This window comes from Leclercia sp. UBA7405 (assembly GCF_037152215.1).
Classification (GTDB): Bacteria; Pseudomonadota; Gammaproteobacteria; order Enterobacterales; family Enterobacteriaceae; genus Enterobacter; species Enterobacter pneumoniae.
In genome coordinates this window covers 1,398,658-1,420,282 of record NZ_JBBCMR010000001.1, presented here as the reverse complement: position 1 = coordinate 1,420,282, position 21,625 = coordinate 1,398,658, and the positions used below count along the sequence as shown (strand labels likewise).

Genomic DNA, 21,625 nt, shown 5'->3' with positions numbered 1-21,625 from the left:
AAGGTTCCCCGGCCTGTGGCCGGGGACCGTGCAAAACTAACACTCCTGTGCCGCACTCAACAGGCTATGCAGCAACACATTGGCCCCTTTCTCAGACCACGCCGGTAAAATCCGCTCCTCCTCGTTATGACTGATGCCCTTAACGCAGGGGATAAAGATCATACTCGCCGGGGCGATTTTACTGATGTAACAGGTATCGTGACCGGCACCGGAAACCATCGGTTTTGCCGTATACCCCAGCGCTGTGACCGCCGCTTCACTGCGTGCCAGACAGTCGGAGTCAAACGTAATAGGGGCGTAGTCAAAAATGCGTTCTACATCAGCCTGCACGCCGCGGGCCGCCAGCCCCTCAGCGGCCTGACGCAGCGACGCTTCCATTGCCGCCAGTGCTTCGCTGTCTGGATGACGAAACTCCACGCTGCACACTACGCGGGAAGGGACCACGTTTCGGGAGTTAGGGGTGACCTGCGCCATGCCGATAGTCGCTCGCCCATCCGGCGCATGCTGATAACCAATCGCCTCCACCTGCAGCGCCAGCTCCGCAAACGCGGTGAGGGCATCCCGACGGCTGTGCATCGGTGTCGTACCCGCATGTGCGGCAAAACCTTCGAGGGTGAGCGTAAACCAGCGCTGACCCATCGCCGCGCGAACCAGCCCGATATCTATGCCTTCATCTTCCAGGATCGGCCCCTGTTCAATATGCAGCTCATAGCAGGCGTGAACCGGAAACGCGCGGGCGGGCAGCTCGCCCCGGTAACCGATAGCTTCCAGCGCCTCGCGGACGGTGATTTTTGCGCTGTCGCTCCGCGCGTAAGCGAACTCCTGCGTAAGTTGTCCGGACCAGACGCCAGAGGCCAGCATTGCCGGGGCAAAGCGGGCGCCTTCTTCATTGGTCCAGTTCACCAGTACGATATCGCGTTCCGTTTCCGTCTGGTTGTCATTCAGCGTACGTAGCACCTCCAGCCCGGCGAGAACACCGTAAATGCCGTCGTAATTGCCTCCCTGTGGCTGTGAATCCACGTGCGAACCGGTCATCACCGGCGGGAGCGCGCGGTTTTTGCCCGCGCGGCGAATGAACATGTTGCCCATGCTGTCCACATCACAGCTGAATCCGGCCTCCAGAGCCCAGTCGCGCAGAAGGGTGCGCGCCATGCGATCCTCTTCGCTCAGGGCCAGACGGGTAACGCCGCCGGCAGGGGTTCCACCGATGTGTGCCATCGTTTCAAGCGTGGACCAGAGTCGCGCCGCATCGATGCGTATCATGCGTTGTCCTTTTTCTGGCTGCGGTAACGGAAGTCACAGCATTTGCCGCCCTGCATGATGGTGGTAGTGCGGGTCAGCTTCACGTCAGGTGCATAGCCGACGATAAATTTCTCATCGCGGGCGCACGACAGCAGATGACCAATCTCTCCCAGCCCCATCTCGTGATACATCTCTGCGTAGCGGCAGCGGGTGACGTCGTAGTTGTACTGCTGGTCATCGGCGTCGATGACTTTTACCTCCAGCGCATTATCTTTTTCCCAAAGATACTGCAGGGCGATAAAGCTCTTAACATCCGCACCGTTCGGCTCTTTACTGGCAAACGACTTTCCCGCATCGATCGCGGCCTGCTCAATGGCCTCGCCGATCACCGCCTGCGCACGCGTTTTGCCTATCTCACGCACCAGGATTTCGTAAATAGGTTTAATAATTTCTGCTTCAATTTTGCGGCGGGCGAGAATACCCAGCTCATTATTATTGCTCATCACATTGCCTCACTACGTTACTTCGTTTTTGCGCCACCCAGCACGGTTTGCGGTTGCCATTTCCCGTCCACCACTTTGTAAACGGTAAATGACGGCGCCTTCAGATTGCCCTGACCGTCAAAGGCGATCTGACCGGTGACGCCAGAATAGTTAATCGCGCGCAGGGCAGGCAGATAGTCAGCGGGATCGACAGAGTCCGCTTTTTCCATGGCGGCAACCAGCACGCGGGTAGCGTCATAGGCGAACGGGGCGTGCAGTTCGATATGGGTGTGATAGCGAGACTGATACGCCTGTTCAAAGGCTTTACCGCCAGGCATCTGATCAACAGGCAGGCCTGGCTCCAGGGCAACAACGCCGTCACCCTCTTTTTGCGCCAGCTGCAGGAAGGTCTGGCTAACAAAACCGCCTGCACCCATCAGGGTCGCTTTCATCCCGAGTTGTTTGATACGGCGCGCCAGCGGCGCGGCCTGGCTGTCGACGCCGCCAAAGAAGATCAGATCGGCGTTTTTACTGCGAATGGCGGTCAGCACGGCGCTGAAATCGACGGTTTTATCATCCACATACTGGCGATCGACAATTTTTACCCCCTGCGCCTCCAGCGATTTGATGAACTCATCGGCCAGCCCCTGGCCAAAGGCGGTACGGTCATCAATTACAGCGATGCGTTTTGCTTTCAGGGTATTTACCGCGTACTCACCGGCAAACTGGCCGCCGTCATCGTCGTGACCCATTACGCGGAAGCTGGTGTCAAACCCCTGTTTGGTATAGGCGTGTCCGGTGGCAACCGGTGCGACCTGGGCGATGCCCGCATCGTGGTAGACCCGCGCTGCCGGAATGCTGGTACCGGTATTCCAGTGACCGACAACCCCGGCCACATCACTATCGACCAGACGCTGAGCGACGGCTACCGCGGTACGTGGGTCAGATTGATCGTCCTCAGACTGCAGCCTGAACGTGACTGCTTTGCCGCCGATGGTGGGGTGCTGCTTATTGATGTCGTCAATGGCCAGCTGCGCCCCGTTTTCCAGATCTTTACCGATACGGGCAGAAGGGCCGGTTAACGGGCCAGCCAGTCCGATAACCACGGTCTCGCTGTCGGCAGCCCAGCTGGCAGCGGAGCCAAATCCGCCGAGCAACAGTGCTGCGCTCAGTGCGCTAATTTTGATTGTTTTCATTATGTTTTCCCTGATGTTGGTGTATTAAACGGGCATTTCGCCCAAATAAATCTGTGCAAGATGATCGTCATTGAGCATCGCTTCTGACTCGCCGTGATGCACGATGCTGCCGCTGTCCATCACCCAGGCGCGGTCGGTAACCTCCAGCGCCAGACGGGCATTTTGTTCAATCAGCAGTAACGCCACGCCGCGCTCCCGCAGTCCGGCGATCACCGCAAAAATGTTCTCAACCATCCGCGGAGCCAGCCCCATTGAGGGTTCATCCAGAATGAGCAGGCGCGGGCGGCTGAGCAGGGCGCGGTTTAGCGCCAGCAGCTGTTGTTCACCGCCAGAGAGCAAACCGGCGAGTTGATGCTGGCGCTCGCCAAGGCGTGGGAAGCGGTCAAAAATTTCTGCCATCTCCTGCCTGACGGTGACAGTGTCACGGCGAAGCCACGCCCCCATCTGCAAATTTTCCAGCACCGTCATACGGGCAAAGATCCCGCGTCCTTCCGGCACCATCACCAGTCCATCGCGCAGCAGCGCTTCGGCTTTATGTTTGCGTACCGATTTACCGTTAAAAGCAATATGGCCGCTAAAGTTCTCCAGCCCGGTAATGGCCCGCACCGTGGAGCTTTTACCGGCGCCGTTAGCGCCAATTAGCGTGGCCTGTTCACCTTCGTGGAGGGTGAAAGAGAGATCGCGCACGGCCTGAATACCGCCGTAATGCACATCCAGATGCTCAACTTTTAATAACTCAGACATGGGCACTGCCTCCAAGCCATGCGGCGATGACCGCCGGGTCGCGACGGACGATATCCGGCGTGCCGCTTGCCAGGGTTTTACCGTAATCGAGTACCGTGAGACGATCGCAAATCCCCATCACCAGCTTTACGTCGTGCTCAATCATCAACAGAGTTTTGCCATCGTCGCGAATGCGGGTAAGAAGCTCGCCTAAAGCCATTTTTTCGACGGCATTCATCCCGGCGGCCGGTTCGTCAAGCGCCAGCAGCAGCGGGTCGGTTGCCAGCGCACGGGCAATCTCAAGTCGCCGTTGATGGCCATAGGCAAGGTCGCAGGCGCGATAGTGGGCATATTTGGCGATACCGGTGTACTCCAGCCAGTGCCATGCCATCTCACGGGTTTGCGCCTCTTCTTCCCGGGCGCGTTTATGGCGGCTCAGCGCGGCCCACAGCCCATTACGGGTGCGGACATGGCGGCCTACCATCACGTTTTCCAGTACCGACATCTCGTTAAACAGCCGCACGTTCTGGAAGGTGCGGGCGATACCGACGGCGGTCACTTTTTCAATCTGTTTCGGGTAATAGGGTTTATCTGCAATAGAAAATTCACCGCTATCCGCCGGGTAAAGGCCGGTGATGAGGTTAAAACAGGTCGTTTTGCCCGCGCCGTTAGGGCCAATCAGCCCGTAAATCTCACCGCGATTAATCGACAGCGAAACATTATCGACCGCCGTCAGGCCGCCAAAACGTTTTGACATGTTGCGCACCGTTAACAGGCTCATGCCTTAACCTCCTTGTGGCGCATCGGCCAGATACCTGAAGGACGCACCAGCATTACGCCGACCAGAGCCAGGCCGTAGAAGAGCTGGCGTAATATTTCCGGGTCAACCAGCACGGAACCAAACAGTGCCTGTTGCAGCGGGGCCGCCTGGCTGCGCAGCACTTCCGGCAGGGCGGTCAGCAGCACGGCCCCGAGGATCACGCCGGGGATATGACCCATCCCGCCCAGCACGACCATCGCCAGTACGGCAATGGATTCCTGCAGGGTGAACGACTCTGGCGAAACAAAGCCCTGGAACGCGCCGAACAGCGCGCCCGCCACGCCACCAAACGAGGCGCCCATGGCGAAAGCCAGCAGCTTATAGTTGCGCACGTTAATTCCCATTGCCCGGGCCACGTCTTCATCTTCACGGATGGCGTGCCAGGCCCGGCCGATGCGCGAGTGTTGCAGGCGCAGGCAGACAAAAATAATGCCGACAATGACGACCATCAGCAGGTAATACCAGAGCCACAGCGCGGGAACCTTCATGCCAAACCAGTGATAGACCCCGTTAAACTTCAGGCCAAACAGGTTCAGGGTATCGACGCCGGTAATGCCTTTTGCGCCGTTGGTAATGTTGACCGGACGGTCGAGGTTACGCATCAGAATGCGAATGATCTCGCCAAAACCGAGGGTGACAATCGCGAGGTAGTCTCCTCGTAGCTTTAAGGTCGGCGCCCCCAGCAGGATCCCGCATACCGCCGCCACCAGCGCGGCAACAGGGATAATCAGCAAGTAAGAGGTGTGCAGCCCGTCCGGGAACCAGACGGCAAGGATCGGGAAGGCCTCCAGCAGATGCGGAGAGGCCAGCAGCGCGGCCAGGTAGGCGCCCACCGCGTAAAAGGCGATGAATCCCATATCCAGCAGGCCGGTATAGCCCACAACAATGTTGAGCCCGAGCGCCAGCATGATATAGAGCAGCGCGAAGTCGATCACGCGCACCCAGTAGTTGCCACCGAGCTGGGAGGCCACCACGGGGGCAACCAGCAGGGAAATGATAAACAGCGTCATGCCGGACCAGAATCGGCGGGTAGAGGCGGGTGCCTGTATTTGTATGGTTGTCATAAATTCCTCTACGCCCTGTGCGCTACGCGCTCGCCCAGCAGACCTGCCGGACGGAAGACCAGCACCAGAATCAGCACAATGAAGGCAAATACATCCTGGTAATTACTGCCGAACACGCCATGGGTCAGATCGCCAAGGTAGCCCGCGCCGAGCGATTCGATAAGGCCGAGCAGGATCCCACCCACCATCGCGCCGCGAATGTTACCGATGCCGCCTAATACCGCAGCGGTAAAGGCTTTAATCCCCGGCAAAAAGCCCATCGAAAAGCTGGCATTACCAAAATTGCTGGCCATCATCACCCCGGCCAGCGCGGCGAAGATGCCGCCAATGGCAAAGGTGAGGGTGATAATGGCGTTAGGGTTAACGCCCATTAAGGTGGCGACGCGCGGGTTTTCCGCCACTGCGCGCATCCCACGCCCGAGGCGGGTGTATTCCACCAGCAACCAGAGGCCGATCATCACCACCAGCGCCAGCGCAACCGTTACCATGCCGGTAACGGTGATAATCGTGGGAGGATGGGCGTCGCTACCGGCGGTAATGGCGATCGGATCCATGGGCAGGATCTGCGGGAACATCAGCGGATTGCGCGTCCAGACGATCATCGCCACCGTCTGCAGCAGGACGGAGACGCCGATACCGGAGATGAGCGGCGCCAGGCGCGGGGCATTACGCAGGCGGCGGTAGGCGAAACGTTCTACCGCCATCGCCAGCAGGGCACACACCGCCATCGCGATGATCAACGCAAAACCGAGCTGTAACAGCAGCGGCATTTCAGGGAAATGGTTATTCAGGGCGTTAATGGCAGAAAGCGTTGTGAGCGCGCCAACCATCAGAATATCGCCGTGGGCAAAGTTAATAATGCGCAAAATGCCATACACCATGGTATAGCCCAGCGCGATCAGGGCGTAGATGCTGCCAAGCATTACCCCATTGATCAGTTGTTGTATGAGAGTGTCCAACGTTCCTACCCGACAAATTGCTCTTTCAGCGGGTAACATCTGATAAATGAATTAAATTGTAAAATACGCATATATTATTTCTTATGATATTTAATGATTGATTTATCTGCATGATTTTAAACACAATAACGCAATGGACCCTCAGGGCAATTTCTTCATTAAAATCAATATATGAATAAAACAGAACAATCAGTGATGCTGGCCGCTTACGCAGAGAGCCGTCTGGCCAACGATCCCCCTTTACGGGCGGTACGCGCTTTTGAGGCCATCGCCCGGCTCGGCAGCGTTACGCTCGCGGCACAGGAGCTGGCAATCTCTCCTTCAGCGGTCAGTCATCAGCTGCGGGTGCTGGAGGGATATTTGCAAATGCCGCTGACTGAACGGCAGGGGCGCAAGCTGGTACTCAGTCAAAATGGTCGCGACTATTACCGCTCGATACGGGCGGCCTTCAATGTGCTGCGCCAGGCCACCGAGCACCTGGTGGAGCAGGCACAGACCCGGCAGGTCACGATCAGCCTGATCCCGCTGTTTGGTATGGGGTGGTTTATTCCGCGCTTACCGACCTTTATGCGTGCCAATCCCCAGACTGAGATCAACGTGGTCTATGCCAATCACCGTAACTACCTTAGCGACGCGTCGGATATGTCTATCCGCTTTGGTAACGGCCAGTGGACGGGCTATCAAAGTGAAAAGCTGATCTCGGGCCAGATGGTGCCGGTCTGTAGCAGGGCGTTCTTGCGGCTCCATGGCCATATCGATACCCCGGAACAGCTGCTGCAAATGCCGCTTCTGCATGACGAAGAGCGTGCAACCTGGCAGATGTGGTTCACCCAGCAGGGGGTAAAACGTCCGGCGCGCCGCAGCGGGCCGATGTTTGAAGATGGCCTATTGACGCTGGCGGGGGTGCAGGCGGGGTTAGGGTGCGCCCTCATGCGCGAGCCGCTGATTGCACCCTATCTGGAGAGCGGTGAACTGGTGAAAATTTTCGATGCCCCTATCGATGACGGCCGCGATTATTACCTTTGTGTGCGCCAGGATTCTGATATGACCCAGGATGGCAAACTGCTGCAATCGTGGCTGCGCCGAGCGGCGGGGGGCGGTGACGTTACGGCGTAAGCGAACAGTGATTATCCAGCGCTTCGATCTCGGTGCCGCTGAAGCGGGCATATTGCCCGGTCAAACGCCAGAAGGCGGGCTGCGTTTCGGTGTAAATTTCGGCGGCCAAGACCAGGCGGCGGCGTTCATCTTCGCTCAGTTCCAGCAGCGTCCAGGGAACAAAATAGCGTCCGACGGTGGTGAGTGTGGACCAGAGCGGACAGCCGCAGCCGGGGCAGAACCGGCGCTCCCCACGTTCGGAGGAGTGAAAATGCGAGGGGGCGATAGATCCCTGTTCCACCTGCGGCTCGCCCTCAGTTTCAAGGTACATTGCCACCCCGCCAGACCATTTCTGACAGAGGGTGCAGTGGCACGCATAGACGTCGAAGTTCTTGATCGTAACGCTGAAGTGGCTCATCCCGCATAAACAGCGCCCGGTAAAACGTTGCATGGCATATTCCTTTATTACGCCCAATAAAAAGGCCAGCTCGGAGGCTGGCCTTAGACATGATATGTCGATTAGAACTGGTAGGTCAGACCCAGTGCAACGATGTTGTCGGTTGCAATCTTGGCTGCTGAATTGGTGAATTCAGTGTCGTCCAGCAGGTTGATTTTGTAATCAGCGTAGGTAGACATGTTTTTGTTGAAGTAGTAGGTTGCGCCCACTTCAATGTACTCAACCAGATCCTGGTCGCCGTAAGAACCGATGTCTTTACCTTTGGATTTCAGGTAAGAAACGGACGGACGCAGACCGAAGTCGAACTGGTACTGAGCAACCGCTTCAAAGTTCTGGGTTTTGTTGGCGATGTAACCGCTACCGAAGGTAGTCATGTTACGGGTCTCAGAGTAGGTGGTTGCCAGGTACAGGTTGTTTGCGTCATATTTCAGACCCGCTGCCCATACGTCTGCTTCATCGCCGCCAGCGTTCAGATTGTTAACTGCTGCACGAACCTGCGCATCGGTACGGTCAGATTTCGCATAGGTTGCACCAATGCCAAAACCGTCCATTTCATAGGTAGAGGAGAGACCCCAGCCGTCACCGTTCGCTTTGGTGATGTTTGCACCGTAGAGTTTTTGGCTATCAGAGCGCTCATTTTTGCCCTGATACTGAACCGCGAAGTTCCAGCCTTCCACCAGACCGAAGAAGTCGGTGTTACGGTAGGTCGCTACGCCAGTAGTACGGCCAGTCATGAAGACGTCAGTCTGGGTCCAGGTGTCGCCGCCGTATTCCGGCAGAACGTCGGTCCATGCGCCGATGTCATATGCAACACCGTAGTTACGGCCGTAGTCGAAGGAGCCGAACTCGTTGAATTTCAGACCAGCAAAGGCCAGACGGGTTTTGTTACCGTCAGAACCCTGAGATTCAGCATTGTCACCGCGGAATTCATATTCCCACTGACCAAAACCGGTCAGCTGATCGTTGATCTGAGTTTCACCTTTGAAGCCCAGACGAACATAAGTTTTGTCGCCGTCGTTATCGGTGTCGTCAGAGAAATAGTGCAGACCTGTCACTTTACCGTACAGATCCAGTTTGTTGCCGTCTTTGTTATAAACTTCGGCTGCATTTACTGCGCCAGCCGCCAACAGGGTAGTCACTGCCACTGCAACTAATTTAAGTTTCATTGCTTGTAATCCTTATAATTTTCTTTTAAGCACACCCTCAACCCTTGATGAACGAGGCCGCTCGTCAATGGCACGCTATTTTTAAGATTCTTGCTGCATCGTTTCAATAATAAGTTTCAAATTATTAATCTTAATTTCAATTAGTGTGATCGCGATCGGTAAAATGAGCGCATATATTGCAAAATTCGCTTAGAAAATGTTCTGAAATTTATTTAGTGCCGTAATTTATTATTAATCTATTTATAGTTTTGGAGGGGTTTTGTTTCGAAGAGTAATTAGCGGGTCGGGTGAGCGAAATTTGATCGTCTCAAGACATTTAATTAGTCAAAAACAGAGGGTTAATGAGCGGTCAGGTTATATTTTGTACATTTCTCTTTGAAATATCCAGAAACATACTATTGCACTTCGTGCTATATCGCACGTGAGTATTAGGAGTCAATTAATTACATCTGTTGTCAATAAATGTAAGTGCAATGAAATATTTATTTACGACGGAAACAAATATAAACAAACACACAACGTAGCGGCTAGTGTTTACCTAAATATTCTGAGGAGAGATCACATTTTATTTTACAACTGAGGCGCCCCTCCGCGCGGGAGGGAGCCAAACCGTTAATTGCGCGTGGCATACCAGCAGAGCAGCGACCCGGCGCAGACCAGTAATGCTCCTTGCCAGAAGGTGAAAGAGAGAGGCGCGCTCAGTAGCGCGGCGGCAAGGGCGGCAGATAACACCGGTGTGAAATAGGAGACTGTCGCCAGCAGGGAAACATTTCCGTGCAGGATACCAATATTCCAGGACGCATAGCCGACACCCAGAGCCATGCCGCACAGAAGCAATTTGAAAACGATCGGCAGGCTAAAGGTCATCTCCGGCTGGTCGCTCAGCAGATATTTCATCCACAGCGTCAGGGCGGTGAGTAACACAAAGAGCGTAATGCCATTCTGACCCTTAGCATATTTGCGGGTAACGGTGCAGTAGGCCGCCCAGATAAACGCACCGGCAAAGGCCAGGCCATAGCTCAGAGGATTTGAGAGAATATTGCTGACTATTTCATCAACATGCAGACCCTGTTCACCTCCTAATACCCAACTTACGCCGAAGAGTGCGATCAGTAATCCGGGCACTACCCACAGGCTGCTTTTCTGCCCGTTGAAGAGAATAGCAAAAACAATGGTCAAACTTGGCCAGAGATAATTCACCATCCCCACTTCAATCGCCTGATGGCGAGTACTGGCATAACCGAGCGACAGCGCCAGACATATTTCGTAGCTGACGAATAGCACGCCACCAGCAATCAGGTAGCCTGGCGTAAAACGGCGAAGCGATGGAAACCCAACAATTAGCCAACATAATAAGCCGCTCAGAGTATAAATCATTGCCGCACCACCCACCGGCCCCAGTCCTTCGCTGACGCTCCGAATAAGTCCCACCATGGTGCTCCATAGCACAATGGCGAGCAGGCCGATCAGCGTGGCTTTTTTCCTGTCCATATCTCTCCCGGAGGTATTGAAATAAAGGGAAAAGTTTATAGCACCCTTTGAGCCGCTTTCGCGAATGAAACGTAAGCGAGCTAATACCAACGGGTTAAGCAAAACGGCTCATCGTGACAATTAAGAGGGCGAATTCAGGTGACTTTGATTTGACGCAATAAAAACAGGGGCTTTGCTGATAGTTTGCGGCGCGAAGAGTTATCAGAAAAAGAGGACAGCAATGGACGTCAGCCGCAGACAGTTCTTTAAAATCTGCGCGGGCGGTATGGCCGGGACTACAGCAGCAATGCTGGGATTTGCGCCCAAAATGGCGCTGGCTCAGGCACGCAACTACAAACTGTTGCGCGCTAAAGAGATCCGTAACACCTGCACATACTGCTCCGTTGGATGCGGGCTATTAATGTATAGCCTGGGTGATGGTGCGAAGAACGCCAAAGAGGCGATTTATCATATTGAAGGGGATCCGGATCATCCGGTAAGCCGCGGGGCACTGTGCCCGAAAGGGGCGGGGCTGTTGGATTACGTTCACAGCGACAACCGTCTACGCTATCCGGAGTACCGCGCGCCTGGTTCTAATAAATGGCAGCGCATCTCCTGGGATGAGGCCTTCTCCCGAATAGCAAAATTAATGAAAGCCGACCGCGATGCCAACTTTATTGAAAAGAACGCGCAGGGCGTCACGGTTAACCGCTGGCTTTCCACCGGGATGCTTTGTGCATCCGCGGCAAGTAATGAAACCGGCATGCTGACGCAAAAGTTTGTGCGCTCCCTCGGCATGCTGGCGGTAGATAACCAGGCGCGCGTCTGACACGGACCAACGGTAGCAAGTCTTGCTCCAACATTTGGTCGCGGTGCGATGACCAACCACTGGGTTGATATCAAAAACGCGAATGTCGTGGTGGTGATGGGCGGTAACGCCGCTGAAGCCCATCCGGTGGGGTTCCGCTGGGCGATGGAAGCAAAAAACAACAACGACGCAACGCTTATCGTCGTCGATCCGCGCTTTACGCGTACGGCATCGGTGGCCGATATCTATGCGCCTATTCGCTCCGGTACGGACATTACGTTCCTCTCTGGGGTACTGCTGTATCTGATCGAAAATAACAAAATTAACGCGGAATACGTTAAGCACTACACCAACGCAAACCTGCTGGTGCGGGATGATTTTGCCTTCGAAGACGGGCTTTTCAGCGGCTATGACGCGGAAAAACGCCTGTACGATAAATCCTCCTGGAACTACCAGTTCGATGAAAACGGTTATGCGATGCGCGATGAAACACTAACGCATCCTCGCTGCGTGTGGAATTTGCTCAAACAGCACGTTTCCCGTTATACGCCGGACGTAGTGGAAAACATCTGTGGTACGCCGAAAGCGGACTTCCTGAAAGTGTGTGAAGTGCTGGCCTCAACCAGTGCAGCAGACAGAACCACCACCTTCCTGTACGCGCTGGGCTGGACACAGCATACCGTGGGTGCGCAGAACATCCGCACCATGGCGATGATCCAGCTGCTGCTTGGCAACATGGGGATGGCGGGCGGTGGGGTGAACGCGCTGCGCGGCCACTCCAACATTCAGGGTCTGACCGATCTTGGGCTGCTCTCCACCAGCCTGCCGGGATACCTGACGCTGCCGTCAGAAAAACAGACCGATCTGCAAAGCTATCTGGCGGCAAATACGCCAAAAGCGACGTTACCGGATCAGGTGAACTACTGGAGCAACTATCCGAAGTTCTACGTCAGCCTGATGAAATCTTTCTACGGCGATGCGGCGCAGAAAGAGAACGACTGGGGCTTTGACTGGCTGCCGAAGTGGGATCAGTCCTGGGACGTCATCAAGTATTTCAACCTGATGGATCAGGGCAAGGTAACGGGCTATATCTGCCAGGGCTTTAACCCTGTTGCCTCGTTCCCGGACAAAAACAAAGTGGTTCGCAGCCTGAGCAAGCTGAAGTACATGGTGGTTATCGATCCGCTGGTGACTGAAACCTCGACCTTCTGGCAGAACCACGGGGAGTCTAACGACGTGGATCCGGCCTCGATTCAGACCGAGGTGTTCCGCCTGCCGTCCACCTGCTTCGCGGAAGAGGATGGCTCTATTGCCAACTCTGGCCGCTGGCTGCAGTGGCACTGGAAAGGCCAGGATGCGCCGGGTGAAGCACGTAACGATGGCGAAATTCTGGCGGGCATTTACCACCGTCTGCGCGACATGTATCGAACGGAAGGCGGCAAGGGCGTCGAGCCGCTGCTGAAAATGAGCTGGAGCTATAAGCAGCCGGATCACCCTGAGACAGAGGAAGTGGCCAAAGAGAACAACGGCATTGCGCTGGCTGATCTCTATGATGCTGACGGTAACCTGCTGGCGAAGAAAGGCCAGCTGCTGAACAGCTTCGCGCTGCTGCGTGATGACGGCACCACGGCCTCCTCGTGCTGGATTTATACCGGCAGCTGGACCGAGCAGGGTAACCAGATGGCCAACCGCGACAACGCCGACCCGTCAGGCCTTGGCAATACGCTGGGCTGGGCATGGGCGTGGCCGCTTAACCGTCGCGTGCTCTACAACCGTGCGTCTGCGGACATCAACGGCAAGCCGTGGGATCCAAAACGGATGCTGATCGCGTGGAACGGATCGAAGTGGGCGGGGAACGATATCCCGGACTTCAACACCGCCGCGCCGGGCAGCAACACCGGTCCGTTTATTATGCAGCCGGAAGGGCTGGGGCGTCTGTTTGCCCTCGACAAACTGGCGGAAGGGCCATTCCCGGAACACTACGAGCCGATGGAAACGCCGCTCGGCACCAACCCACTGCACCCGAACGTGGTGTCCAGCCCGGTGGTGCGTATCTACGAAGACGACGTGCTGCGTTTAGGCAAGAAGGACAAGTTCCCGTACGTGGGGACTACCTACCGCCTGACCGAGCATTTCCACACCTGGACCAAACACGCGCGGCTCAACGCCATCGCGCAGCCGGAACAGTTTGTAGAGATCAGCGAAAATCTGGCGAAAGCGAAGGGGATTGCCAACGGCGACCGCGTGAAGGTGAGCAGCAAGCGCGGCTTTATACGCGCCGTTGCGGTGGTGACTCGTCGTCTGCAGACCCTGAACGTACACGGTCAGCAGGTGGAAACCGTCGGTATTCCGCTGCACTGGGGCTTTGAAGGGGTGGCGCAGAAAGGCTATATCGCCAATACCCTGACGCCTAACGTCGGCGACGCCAACTCGCAAACGCCGGAGTACAAAGCGTTTCTGGTTAACATCGAGAAAGCGTAAGGAGCGATAAGATGGCGATGGAAACACAAGACATTATTAAACGCTCCGCGACCAATGGCATCACTCCCGCGCCCCGCGCGCGGGATTACAAGGCCGAAGTTGCCAAGCTTATCGATGTGTCATCCTGTGTGGGCTGCAAAGCCTGCCAGGTGGCGTGTTCAGAGTGGAATGATATCCGTGACGAAGTGGGCCATTGCGTCGGAGTCTACGATAACCCGGCGGATTTGAGCGCCAAATCCTGGACGGTGATGCGCTTTAGCGAAACCGACCAGAACGGCAAGCTGGAGTGGTTTATCCGCAAAGATGGCTGTATGCACTGCGAAGATCCGGGCTGCCTCAAGGCTTGCCCGTCTGCCGGCGCGATTATTCAGTACGCCAACGGCATCGTGGATTTTCAGCAGGACAACTGTATCGGCTGCGGCTACTGCATTGCGGGCTGTCCGTTTAACGTCCCACGTCTTAATAAAGAGGATAACCGGGTCTATAAATGCACCCTGTGTGTGGATCGCGTCAGCGTTGGGCAAGAGCCAGCCTGCGTGAAGACCTGTCCTACGGGCGCCATTCACTTCGGGACCAAAAAAGAGATGCTGGAAGTGGCGCAGCAGCGCGTCGACAAGTTAAAAGCACGCGGTTACGCCAACGCGGGGATCTACAATCCACAGGGGGTCGGGGGGACACACGTGATGTATGTGTTGCACCATAACGACCAGCCGGAGCTGTACCACAATCTGCCGAAAGACCCGGCGATCGATACTTCGATCAACCTGTGGAAAGGGGCGTTGAAACCCCTCTCTGCGGCGGGCTTTATCGCCACCTTTGCCGGGCTGATTTATCACTATATTGGCATTGGTCCGAACAAAGAGGTGGATGACGACGAGGAGGAGCATCATGAGTAAGTCAAAGATGATTGTGCGCACGAAATTTATCGACCGCGCCTGTCACTGGACGGTGGTGATCTGCTTCTTCCTGGTGGCGGTATCGGGAATTTCGTTCTTCTTCCCGACGCTACAGTGGCTGACCGAAACCTTCGGTACCCCGCAGATGGGGCGCATTCTGCATCCGTTCTTCGGCGTGCTGATCTTCGTGGCGCTGATGTTTATGTTCGTGCGCTTCGTACACCATAACATTCCGGACAAGCAGGATATTCCGTGGGTGAAGGGGATTGTTGAGGTCCTGAAAGGGAACGAACATAAAGTCGCAAAAGTGGGGAAATATAACGCCGGGCAAAAAATGATGTTCTGGACCATCATGAGCATGATTTTTGTGCTGCTGGTGACGGGCGTCATAATCTGGCGTCCTTATTTTGCCCACTTATTCCCGATTCAGCTGGTGCGTTATAGCCTGCTGATCCACGCGACGTCTGCCATTATTTTGATCCATGCCATTCTGATCCATATGTATATGGCTTTCTGGGTTAAAGGGTCGATTAAGGGGATGATTGAAGGAAAGGTGAGCCGCCGCTGGGCGAAGAAACACCATCCGCGCTGGTATCGGGATGTGGAACGTCTGGAAGCGAAGAAAGAGAGTGAAGAGGGGATAAACTAACCCGGCCGTGCGCCGTCGGCAGAGACCGGCGGCGCTTTGCGGGTCATGTATTGGTGATTAAAGCATCAATGCTTGCGATAACACGACTTCGTGCACTCTGTAAATTACAGACATAGTTTTTCTTATTGAGCTTATTTTTATCTATATGAGTCATACCAGGTGTATTCAGGAACAACTTCTCGAATTCAATGTTAACCAGAAGAGTTGCAGAGTGAATATGGCTATTCAGATGAATACGATAACTTAATGGTATAATAAGCCTCGTTGATAAGTCGTCATACCAATCATGTTGAATGATCATAAAATAGGGTTGATACTCGCAAGTCCTGCCCGATGGGTTGCGGTAAATATCGAACTGATATCCCATCAAATCCCTCCGAAATAGGGATCATCTGACAATAGCCCCGCTTTTGCTGTAAACGCATTCATAGCTTTAATAAATTCTTTATCGTGCTGGCCTGGCGGTAATTTATCATCTTTGTGCAAGGCGGGAAGCGGCATCGCTGGGCTTAGATGCTGCTGAGTACAGCGATTTTCTTTCTCGTTTGCTTTCATTTTTCACCTCCTGTGTTGGTGCGGTTATTATCAACCGCAGCCGACAAAAGACAATAGCACTTCTCCTGGCAAGAGTGATTCTTGCGAGGCGTCTTCCAGTAATTTTAGAAGCGCTCCGCAATATACCTGAACGGATATTTCGTCGGTTTTATCTTGCCTATTTTTCGCTTCGGTAAATCCATCGGCTTAATATGCAGATCTTTATACGGAATCTGTGACAGCAGATGCGAAATAATATTCAGGCGAACGCGCTTTTTATCTTCTGAACGCGCCACAAACCAGGGCGCCCAGGCGGTGTCGGTGGCTTCAAACATGGCGTCACGGGCGGCGGTATATTCATCCCACATATTGAAGGATTTAATATCCATCGGGGAGAGCTTCCAGGTCTTGCGCCCGTCGTTAATACGATCGCGAAGCCGGCGCTCTTGCTCTTTCGGCGTAACCTCAAGCCAATACTTCAGCAAGATAATGCCTGCATCCACCATGGCCTTTTCCATTACCGGGGTGCCATCAAGAAATTTTTCGACTTGATCTTCGGTACAGAACCCCATCACTCGCTCTACACCGGCGCGGTTATACCAGCTGCGGTCAAAGATGACGATCTCGCCGGCAGAAGGCAGATGAGGCACATAGCGCTGCATGTAGAGTTGGCTTTTCTCTTTTTCGGTTGGAGCAGGGAGAGCCACCACCCGAAATACCCGCGGACTGACGCGCTCGGTGATGGCTTTGATGGTACCGCCTTTACCGGCACCATCTCGCCCTTCAAAGACGATGCAGACTTTTAACCCTTTTGCGACCACCCACTGCTGCAATTTAACCAGCTCCACGTGCAGTCGGCGCAGCTCTTTTTCATACGCTTTGTTTTTAAGCGGTGCAGTGGGAGTGGCATCCGCGGCGGCCTTGCTCTTTTTCTTCTCTGCCATGTTGCGATCCTCGATAGAGTTGCAGGTTCATTGCGTGCTAACACCTTGAAGTGTAATCGTGGTGTGGCAGGCTGGCGGAAAATATTCACACCCTACCCGAAATAATGGATGAAACGGTCAGCGGACAGTTTTGAACTGGCTCACACAGTAAGATTGGCCGATAATGCGCGTCGCAATCTATTAACAAGTGGTCGTGGTATGAAAAAAACCATTTTTTCGTTGGCACTTGGCACCTTCGGCCTGGGTATGGCCGAATTTGGCATTATGGGTGTGTTAACTGAACTGGCGCAGGATACCGGGATCTCCATTCCCTCTGCGGGCAATATGATCTCGTTTTACGCTTTTGGCGTAGTGATTGGCGCGCCGATCATCGCGCTCTTCTCCAGTAAGTTTTCCCTGAAGAGCACGCTGCTCTTTCTGGTGGCGCTCTGCGTGGCAGGTAATGCCATTTTCACCTGCGCAAACTCCTATACCATGCTGGCGCTGGGCCGTCTAATCTCGGGTCTTCCGCATGGCGCTTTCTTTGGCGTCGGGGCCATCCTCCTCTCTAAAATTGCGCCGCCGGGTAAAGTCACGCTGGCCGTATCCGGAATGATTGCCGGCATGACGGTGGCCAATCTGATGGGCGTGCCGCTGGGCACCTGGATTGGCCAGACCTATCATTGGCGTTACACCTTCGCCCTGATTGCGCTTTTCGATGCGCTGGTGATTCTTTCCATAGTCTTATGGGTGCCTAAGCTCTACGATAAAAGCGAAGCCCGCCTCACCGAGCAGTTCCATTTTTTGAAGAAACCTGAGCCCTGGCTGATCTTTGCCGCGACCATGTTTGGCAACGCAGGGGTGTTTGCCTGGTTTAGCTTCGTTAAACCCTTCATGGTTAACGTCTCCGGTTTCTCTGACCTGTTTATGACCTTCATCATGATGCTGATGGGGCTGGGGATGGTGCTCGGCAACCTGCTCAGCGGCAAGTTATCAGGACGTTTCAGCCCGCTGCGCATTGCCGCCACGACGGACCTGGTGATTGTCTTGTCCCTCTTGCTGCTGTTCACTTTCGGTAAGAACCAAACCGCCTCGCTGGTGATGGGCTTTATCTGCTGCGCCGGACTCTTTGCACTCTCTGCGCCGTTGCAGATTTTGTTACTGCAAAACGCGAAGGGCGGGGAATTGCTGGGGGCGGCAGGCGGCCAGGTGGCCTTTAACCTTGGCAGCGCAATTGGGGCCTGGTTCGGTGGATTGATGATTACGCTTGGCTACAGCTGGGACTATGTCACGCTGCCCGCAGCCCTGCTGTCGTTTGCCGCAATGTCCTGTTTATTGATGTACGGATATCGGAAATCTAAAGGGGCTCATTCCAGCGCCAGCGCGGTAGCCTGATGCTTTTCAGGCCCGTCTGGCTTCATGCGTTATGTAAAACAACCGCCCATGTGGGCGGTTGGCGGTATTAAACAAATTTTGCCAGCGGATCGCCGGCGGCAAAGGCAATTGCGCGGTTTGCCGCCGGTGGGTAGATGAGTTCGTTAGTAATGGCGATTTTGATTTTTTTCGCCTCCTCACGCACGCTCTTCACCGCCTGTTCCCAGCCCTCTGTGTAGACCGCGCCCCAGCCCCCGAGATCCAGACAGGTAACATAATTAACCTGACGATAAGGGTGAGGCGTGGCGTTCAGCAGACTGGCCGCCGCATTATGACCGGCGAATTTCCCAAGCTGGATCGCATGCTGGCAGGTCATCAGCGCGGTATTGCCGAGCTCGTCGGTTTTCGCATGAGCCGTATCGCCGGTGGCATAAACGTCGGGAAGGGCCGGGATTTGCAGTAAATCATTTACGCGCAGACGCCCCTGCGCATCGCGTTCAGCGCGGATCTGCTGGGTGAGGGGATGCGCCTCCACACCGGCGGTCCAGACCACGGTAGACGATTCAATATGTTCGCCGCCTTTTAGCGTTACGCCCGTCGCGTCGATGGACTCTACTTCTCTGTTCACGCGCCATTCAACGCCCAGCCCAATGCTGGCTTCCGCGATGACCTGACTCAGTGCCTCGCTGAAACGTCCGCCGATTTTATTACCGCGCTCAACTACGATAACTCTGGTCTGGGTATCATCACCAAAACGTGCACGCAGACGTGCCGGTAATTCGGTCGCCAGCTCAATGCCGGTAAAACCGCCACCGCAGACCACCACCGTATTTCGCGCAAGGCTCGCTGGCTGATTGACCAGTTCGTCGAGGTGTTTTTCAAAGATTTGCGCAGATTCCATCTGGTCGATATCAAAAGCATACTCTGCCAGGCCGTTAATGGCAGGACGACGGATTTGGCTACCGGTTGCCAGGATCACACGGTCATAGTTCCTGAGCGACGTGCCGCCATCCTGTGCGCGGTACCAGACCGTTTTTTCAGTAGTATCAATGCGTTCTGCGTGACCTGCGATAAATTCGACATCAAGCTCGGCATAGAGGTCGCTTAATGGGGCACGTAGCCCGGCGACATTTTCCTCGTAAAAACGCGGACGCACGCGCAGCTCGGCGGCGGGGGCCAGCACGGCGATCTGAAGGTCATCGCTGCTACTCAGTTCAGCTACACGCGCAGCACTGACCGCCGCCCACATTCCGGCAAAGCCGCTGCCCACAATCAAAAGTTGCTTCTTCATCTTCGTTCCTTAAACGCGTCAGGCTCTATGTCTGACCTGACTCCAACTATACTTGTCGTAGTTAACTGCGACAATAGTTTTCTGAGTTAAGCGCAAGCACGAATTTTGGATTGCAATAAATATTCTTTTTAAATAACAGGTTAGGCTTGCGATCTGGTTCGGACTAGTTTTCAGAAGGACGCTAACGCTATACTAACCAGGATTAATCATTACGGAGTTACGCATGGCCTTTTACAGTTCCGGTGTGGAATACGGTATTCACAGCCTGATGTGCATGGTGGATGCAAAGGGCAATGAGCGCGAAATGAGCGTGCGGGAAATGGCCGAACTGCAGGGCGTGCCTTATGACTACCTGGGCAAAATATTCACGCGCCTCTCCCGCGCCGGGCTGGTCATCAGCACCGAAGGTAAGGGCGGGGGGTTTAAGCTGGCGCGTGCGGCCGAGTTGATCACCGTGCTGGACGTGGCGCATGCCATCGATGGCCAGAAGAACATGTTCGAATGTCGCGAAGTGCGACAGCGGCTGGCGCTGTTTGATGAAGCCCCTCCCGCATGGGCCTGCGAAGGGCCGTGCGGCGTCCGTTCGGTGATGGACAGTGCGCAGCAGCGGATGGAAGAGGAGTTATCCCGGCATACCATTCTGGATCTGGCACGCAAGATGTTCCGTAAAGCGCCGGATACCTTTCAGATTGAAGTGCAGGAGTGGATTGCCGACAGGCGCAGTTCTAACTGAAAGCACCCTCGTCCTAAGACGAGGGTTAAGACTTACTGGCGGAAATCAATCACCATACGGCCACGGATCTGGCCCTGTTCCATCTCTTTGAAAATGGCGTTGATATCACCCAGCGGACGCAGGGCCACTTTCGGTACCACTTTTCCTTCTGCAGCAAACTGGAACGCTTCGGTCAGATCCTGGCGCGTGCCCACCAGGGAGCCTACGACCTGGATGCCATCCAGCACCAGACGTGGAATGTCCAGGCTCATCGCTTCGGGTGGAAGGCCTACGGCAACCACGCGGCCACCGGCACGCACGGCATCCACCGCTGAGTTGAAGGCCGCTTTTGCCACTGCGGTCACCACGGCAGCATGGGCACCACCGGCCTTCTCTTGAACGATCTTAGCCGCATCTTCAGTGCGCGAGTTGATAGTGAGATCGGCCCCCATCTCCGCCGCCAGCTTCAGCTGTTCGTCATTGACATCAATGGCAATCACTTTGGCGTTAAAGACATTCTTAGCGTATTGCAGCGCCAGGTTCCCCAGGCCGCCCAGGCCATAAATAGCAATCCACTGGCCGGGTTTGATGTCTGAAATCTTCACCGCTTTGTAGGTAGTCACTCCGGCGCAGGTAATGCTGCTGGCTTCTGCCGACCCCAGACCGTCCGGCACCTTGACTGAGTAGTCGGCGGTAACGATGCACTCTTCAGCCATGCCACCGTCCACTGAATAGCCGGCATTTTTTACCGTGCGGCATAAGGTTTCGTTGCCCGAGTTACAGTATTCGCAATGACCACATCCCTCAAAGAACCAGGCGACGCTTGCACGGTCACCCACCTTGAGGGAGGTGACGCCCGGCCCAACTTCTTTCACGACCCCGATACCTTCATGCCCGAGAATCACCCCGGTTTTGTCACCAAAATCGCCATTTTTAACGTGAAGATCGGTATGGCACACGCCACAGCACTCCATCTTCAGCAGCGCTTCGCCATGCTTGAGTGCGCGAAGGGTTTTGTCGGTCACGTCCACATGATGGTCTTTTGTCACAACTGCAGCTTTCATATGTTTCTCCATGTTCATGATGAGATCTGCGAGGCAGGTCCGGCATATCGCACTAACGATATACCTCTTAAGGATTAATTCTTTCAATCAATCCGGCAAGGGCAGAGCAACATAATGTAATAATTTTGTCGGTATTTTGCCTGGTGGGAGGGGCTGAATGATTAATAACTATGATGAATGGTAGGCTATCGGTTTCGTCAACAAACCGTCATGTTTCTG

At 54.8% G+C, this 21,625-nt stretch carries 21 protein-coding genes; 6 read left to right on the top strand and 15 right to left on the bottom strand.

Translation table 11 applies throughout. From position 1 onward, the window contains the following. Nucleotides 1-36: 36 nt before the first annotated feature. The 7 genes from WFN75_RS07020 to WFN75_RS06990 are packed head-to-tail and all read right to left on the bottom strand — an operon-like array spanning nt 37 to nt 6,486. Nucleotides 37-1,263, bottom strand: coding sequence for a Zn-dependent hydrolase (locus WFN75_RS07020; RefSeq protein ID WP_336995908.1), 1,227 nt, complete (start codon nt 1,261-1,263; stop codon nt 37-39). Continuing rightward, nucleotides 1,260-1,745 carry an L-2-amino-thiazoline-4-carboxylic acid hydrolase gene (locus WFN75_RS07015; RefSeq protein WP_040075631.1) on the bottom strand — a complete coding sequence of 162 codons (486 nt, stop codon included), beginning with the start codon at nt 1,743-1,745 and terminating at the stop codon, nt 1,260-1,262. The genes WFN75_RS07020 and WFN75_RS07015 overlap by 4 nt, the downstream gene beginning before the upstream one ends. A gap of 17 nt (nt 1,746-1,762) precedes the next feature. Next, nucleotides 1,763-2,920 (bottom strand): branched-chain amino acid ABC transporter substrate-binding protein, encoded by a 1,158-nt coding sequence (locus tag WFN75_RS07010; RefSeq protein WP_336995907.1) that lies wholly within the window; start codon nt 2,918-2,920, stop codon nt 1,763-1,765. A gap of 24 nt (nt 2,921-2,944) precedes the next feature. Beyond that, complete coding sequence (locus WFN75_RS07005) at nt 2,945-3,664, bottom strand: ABC transporter ATP-binding protein (protein ID WP_336995906.1); 720 nt, start codon at nt 3,662-3,664, stop codon at nt 2,945-2,947. Next, entirely contained in the window at nt 3,657-4,424 is a 768-nt protein-coding gene (locus WFN75_RS07000) for an ABC transporter ATP-binding protein (protein ID WP_263616978.1), read from the bottom strand. The genes WFN75_RS07005 and WFN75_RS07000 overlap by 8 nt, the downstream gene beginning before the upstream one ends. Further along, nucleotides 4,421-5,527 carry a branched-chain amino acid ABC transporter permease gene (locus tag WFN75_RS06995; protein WP_263616977.1) on the bottom strand — a complete coding sequence of 369 codons (1,107 nt, stop codon included), beginning with the start codon at nt 5,525-5,527 and terminating at the stop codon, nt 4,421-4,423. Before WFN75_RS06995 ends, WFN75_RS07000 begins: the two co-directional genes overlap by 4 nt. Nucleotides 5,528-5,535: 8 nt before the next feature. Next, complete coding sequence (locus WFN75_RS06990) at nt 5,536-6,486, bottom strand: branched-chain amino acid ABC transporter permease (RefSeq protein ID WP_336995905.1); 951 nt, start codon at nt 6,484-6,486, stop codon at nt 5,536-5,538. A 171-nt stretch (nt 6,487-6,657) separates the two neighbouring features. Between WFN75_RS06990 and WFN75_RS06985 the strand changes: the two genes are divergently transcribed. After that, on the top strand, nt 6,658-7,602 hold the full coding sequence (locus tag WFN75_RS06985) for a LysR substrate-binding domain-containing protein (protein WP_263616975.1): 945 nt from the start codon (nt 6,658-6,660) through the stop codon (nt 7,600-7,602). Here the strand turns inward: WFN75_RS06985 and WFN75_RS06980 are convergent. The 3 genes from WFN75_RS06980 to yddG form a co-directional block, all read right to left on the bottom strand. Then, nucleotides 7,592-8,032, bottom strand: coding sequence for a GFA family protein (locus WFN75_RS06980; RefSeq protein WP_046885422.1), 441 nt, complete (start codon nt 8,030-8,032; stop codon nt 7,592-7,594). The two genes, WFN75_RS06985 and WFN75_RS06980, sit on opposite strands and share 11 nt — an antisense overlap. 68 nt (nt 8,033-8,100) lie before the next feature. Further along, nucleotides 8,101-9,204 (bottom strand): porin OmpC, encoded by a 1,104-nt coding sequence (ompC, locus tag WFN75_RS06975; RefSeq protein ID WP_207293773.1) that lies wholly within the window; start codon nt 9,202-9,204, stop codon nt 8,101-8,103. 612 nt (nt 9,205-9,816) lie between these two features. After that, complete coding sequence (gene yddG, locus WFN75_RS06970) at nt 9,817-10,695, bottom strand: aromatic amino acid DMT transporter YddG (protein ID WP_263616974.1); 879 nt, start codon at nt 10,693-10,695, stop codon at nt 9,817-9,819. Nucleotides 10,696-10,915: 220 nt separating this feature from the next. On the opposite strand from yddG, the gene fdnG reads away from it, so the two are divergent. The 3 genes from fdnG to fdnI are packed head-to-tail and all read left to right on the top strand — an operon-like array spanning nt 10,916 to nt 15,508. Further along, a complete protein-coding gene (gene fdnG / locus WFN75_RS06965) occupies nt 10,916-13,963 on the top strand; it encodes a formate dehydrogenase-N subunit alpha (protein ID WP_336995904.1) in 3,048 nt (1,015 codons plus the stop codon). 11 nt (nt 13,964-13,974) lie between these two features. After that, entirely contained in the window at nt 13,975-14,859 is an 885-nt protein-coding gene (fdxH, locus tag WFN75_RS06960; protein WP_336995903.1) for a formate dehydrogenase subunit beta, read from the top strand. Further along, nucleotides 14,852-15,508 carry a formate dehydrogenase-N subunit gamma gene (gene fdnI / locus WFN75_RS06955; RefSeq protein WP_040075646.1) on the top strand — a complete coding sequence of 219 codons (657 nt, stop codon included), beginning with the start codon at nt 14,852-14,854 and terminating at the stop codon, nt 15,506-15,508. Before fdxH ends, fdnI begins: the two co-directional genes overlap by 8 nt. Before the next feature lie 43 nt (nt 15,509-15,551). On the opposite strand, the gene WFN75_RS06950 is transcribed toward fdnI, so the two are convergent. From WFN75_RS06950 to ppk2, 3 genes are all read right to left on the bottom strand, one after another. Beyond that, nucleotides 15,552-15,875: a CcdB family protein gene (locus WFN75_RS06950; protein WP_336995902.1), complete on the bottom strand. Its 324-nt coding sequence runs from the start codon at nt 15,873-15,875 to the stop codon at nt 15,552-15,554. Continuing rightward, entirely contained in the window at nt 15,875-16,063 is a 189-nt protein-coding gene (locus tag WFN75_RS06945; RefSeq protein ID WP_040075649.1) for a hypothetical protein, read from the bottom strand. The genes WFN75_RS06950 and WFN75_RS06945 overlap by 1 nt, the downstream gene beginning before the upstream one ends. A 104-nt stretch (nt 16,064-16,167) precedes the next feature. Continuing rightward, a complete protein-coding gene (ppk2, locus tag WFN75_RS06940; RefSeq protein ID WP_040075650.1) occupies nt 16,168-16,986 on the bottom strand; it encodes a polyphosphate kinase 2 in 819 nt (272 codons plus the stop codon). A gap of 198 nt (nt 16,987-17,184) precedes the next feature. Here ppk2 and araJ point away from each other — a divergent pair, with 198 nt between their 5' ends. Then, nucleotides 17,185-18,360: an MFS transporter AraJ gene (gene araJ / locus WFN75_RS06935; protein WP_336995901.1), complete on the top strand. Its 1,176-nt coding sequence runs from the start codon at nt 17,185-17,187 to the stop codon at nt 18,358-18,360. 67 nt (nt 18,361-18,427) lie between these two features. Here araJ and WFN75_RS06930 read toward each other — a convergent pair whose 3' ends face one another. Next, the gene (locus WFN75_RS06930) at nt 18,428-19,630 is read right to left on the bottom strand and encodes an NAD(P)/FAD-dependent oxidoreductase (RefSeq protein ID WP_336995900.1); all 1,203 of its coding nucleotides are present in this window, start codon (nt 19,628-19,630) and stop codon (nt 18,428-18,430) included. A gap of 223 nt (nt 19,631-19,853) precedes the next feature. Here WFN75_RS06930 and WFN75_RS06925 point away from each other — a divergent pair, with 223 nt between their 5' ends. Beyond that, entirely contained in the window at nt 19,854-20,363 is a 510-nt protein-coding gene (locus WFN75_RS06925) for an RrF2 family transcriptional regulator (RefSeq protein WP_040075653.1), read from the top strand. Nucleotides 20,364-20,395: 32 nt separating this feature from the next. On the opposite strand, the gene adhP is transcribed toward WFN75_RS06925, so the two are convergent. Next, nucleotides 20,396-21,406 (bottom strand): alcohol dehydrogenase AdhP, encoded by a 1,011-nt coding sequence (gene adhP, locus WFN75_RS06920; RefSeq protein WP_040075655.1) that lies wholly within the window; start codon nt 21,404-21,406, stop codon nt 20,396-20,398. Between the last annotated feature and the right edge of the window lie 219 nt (nt 21,407-21,625).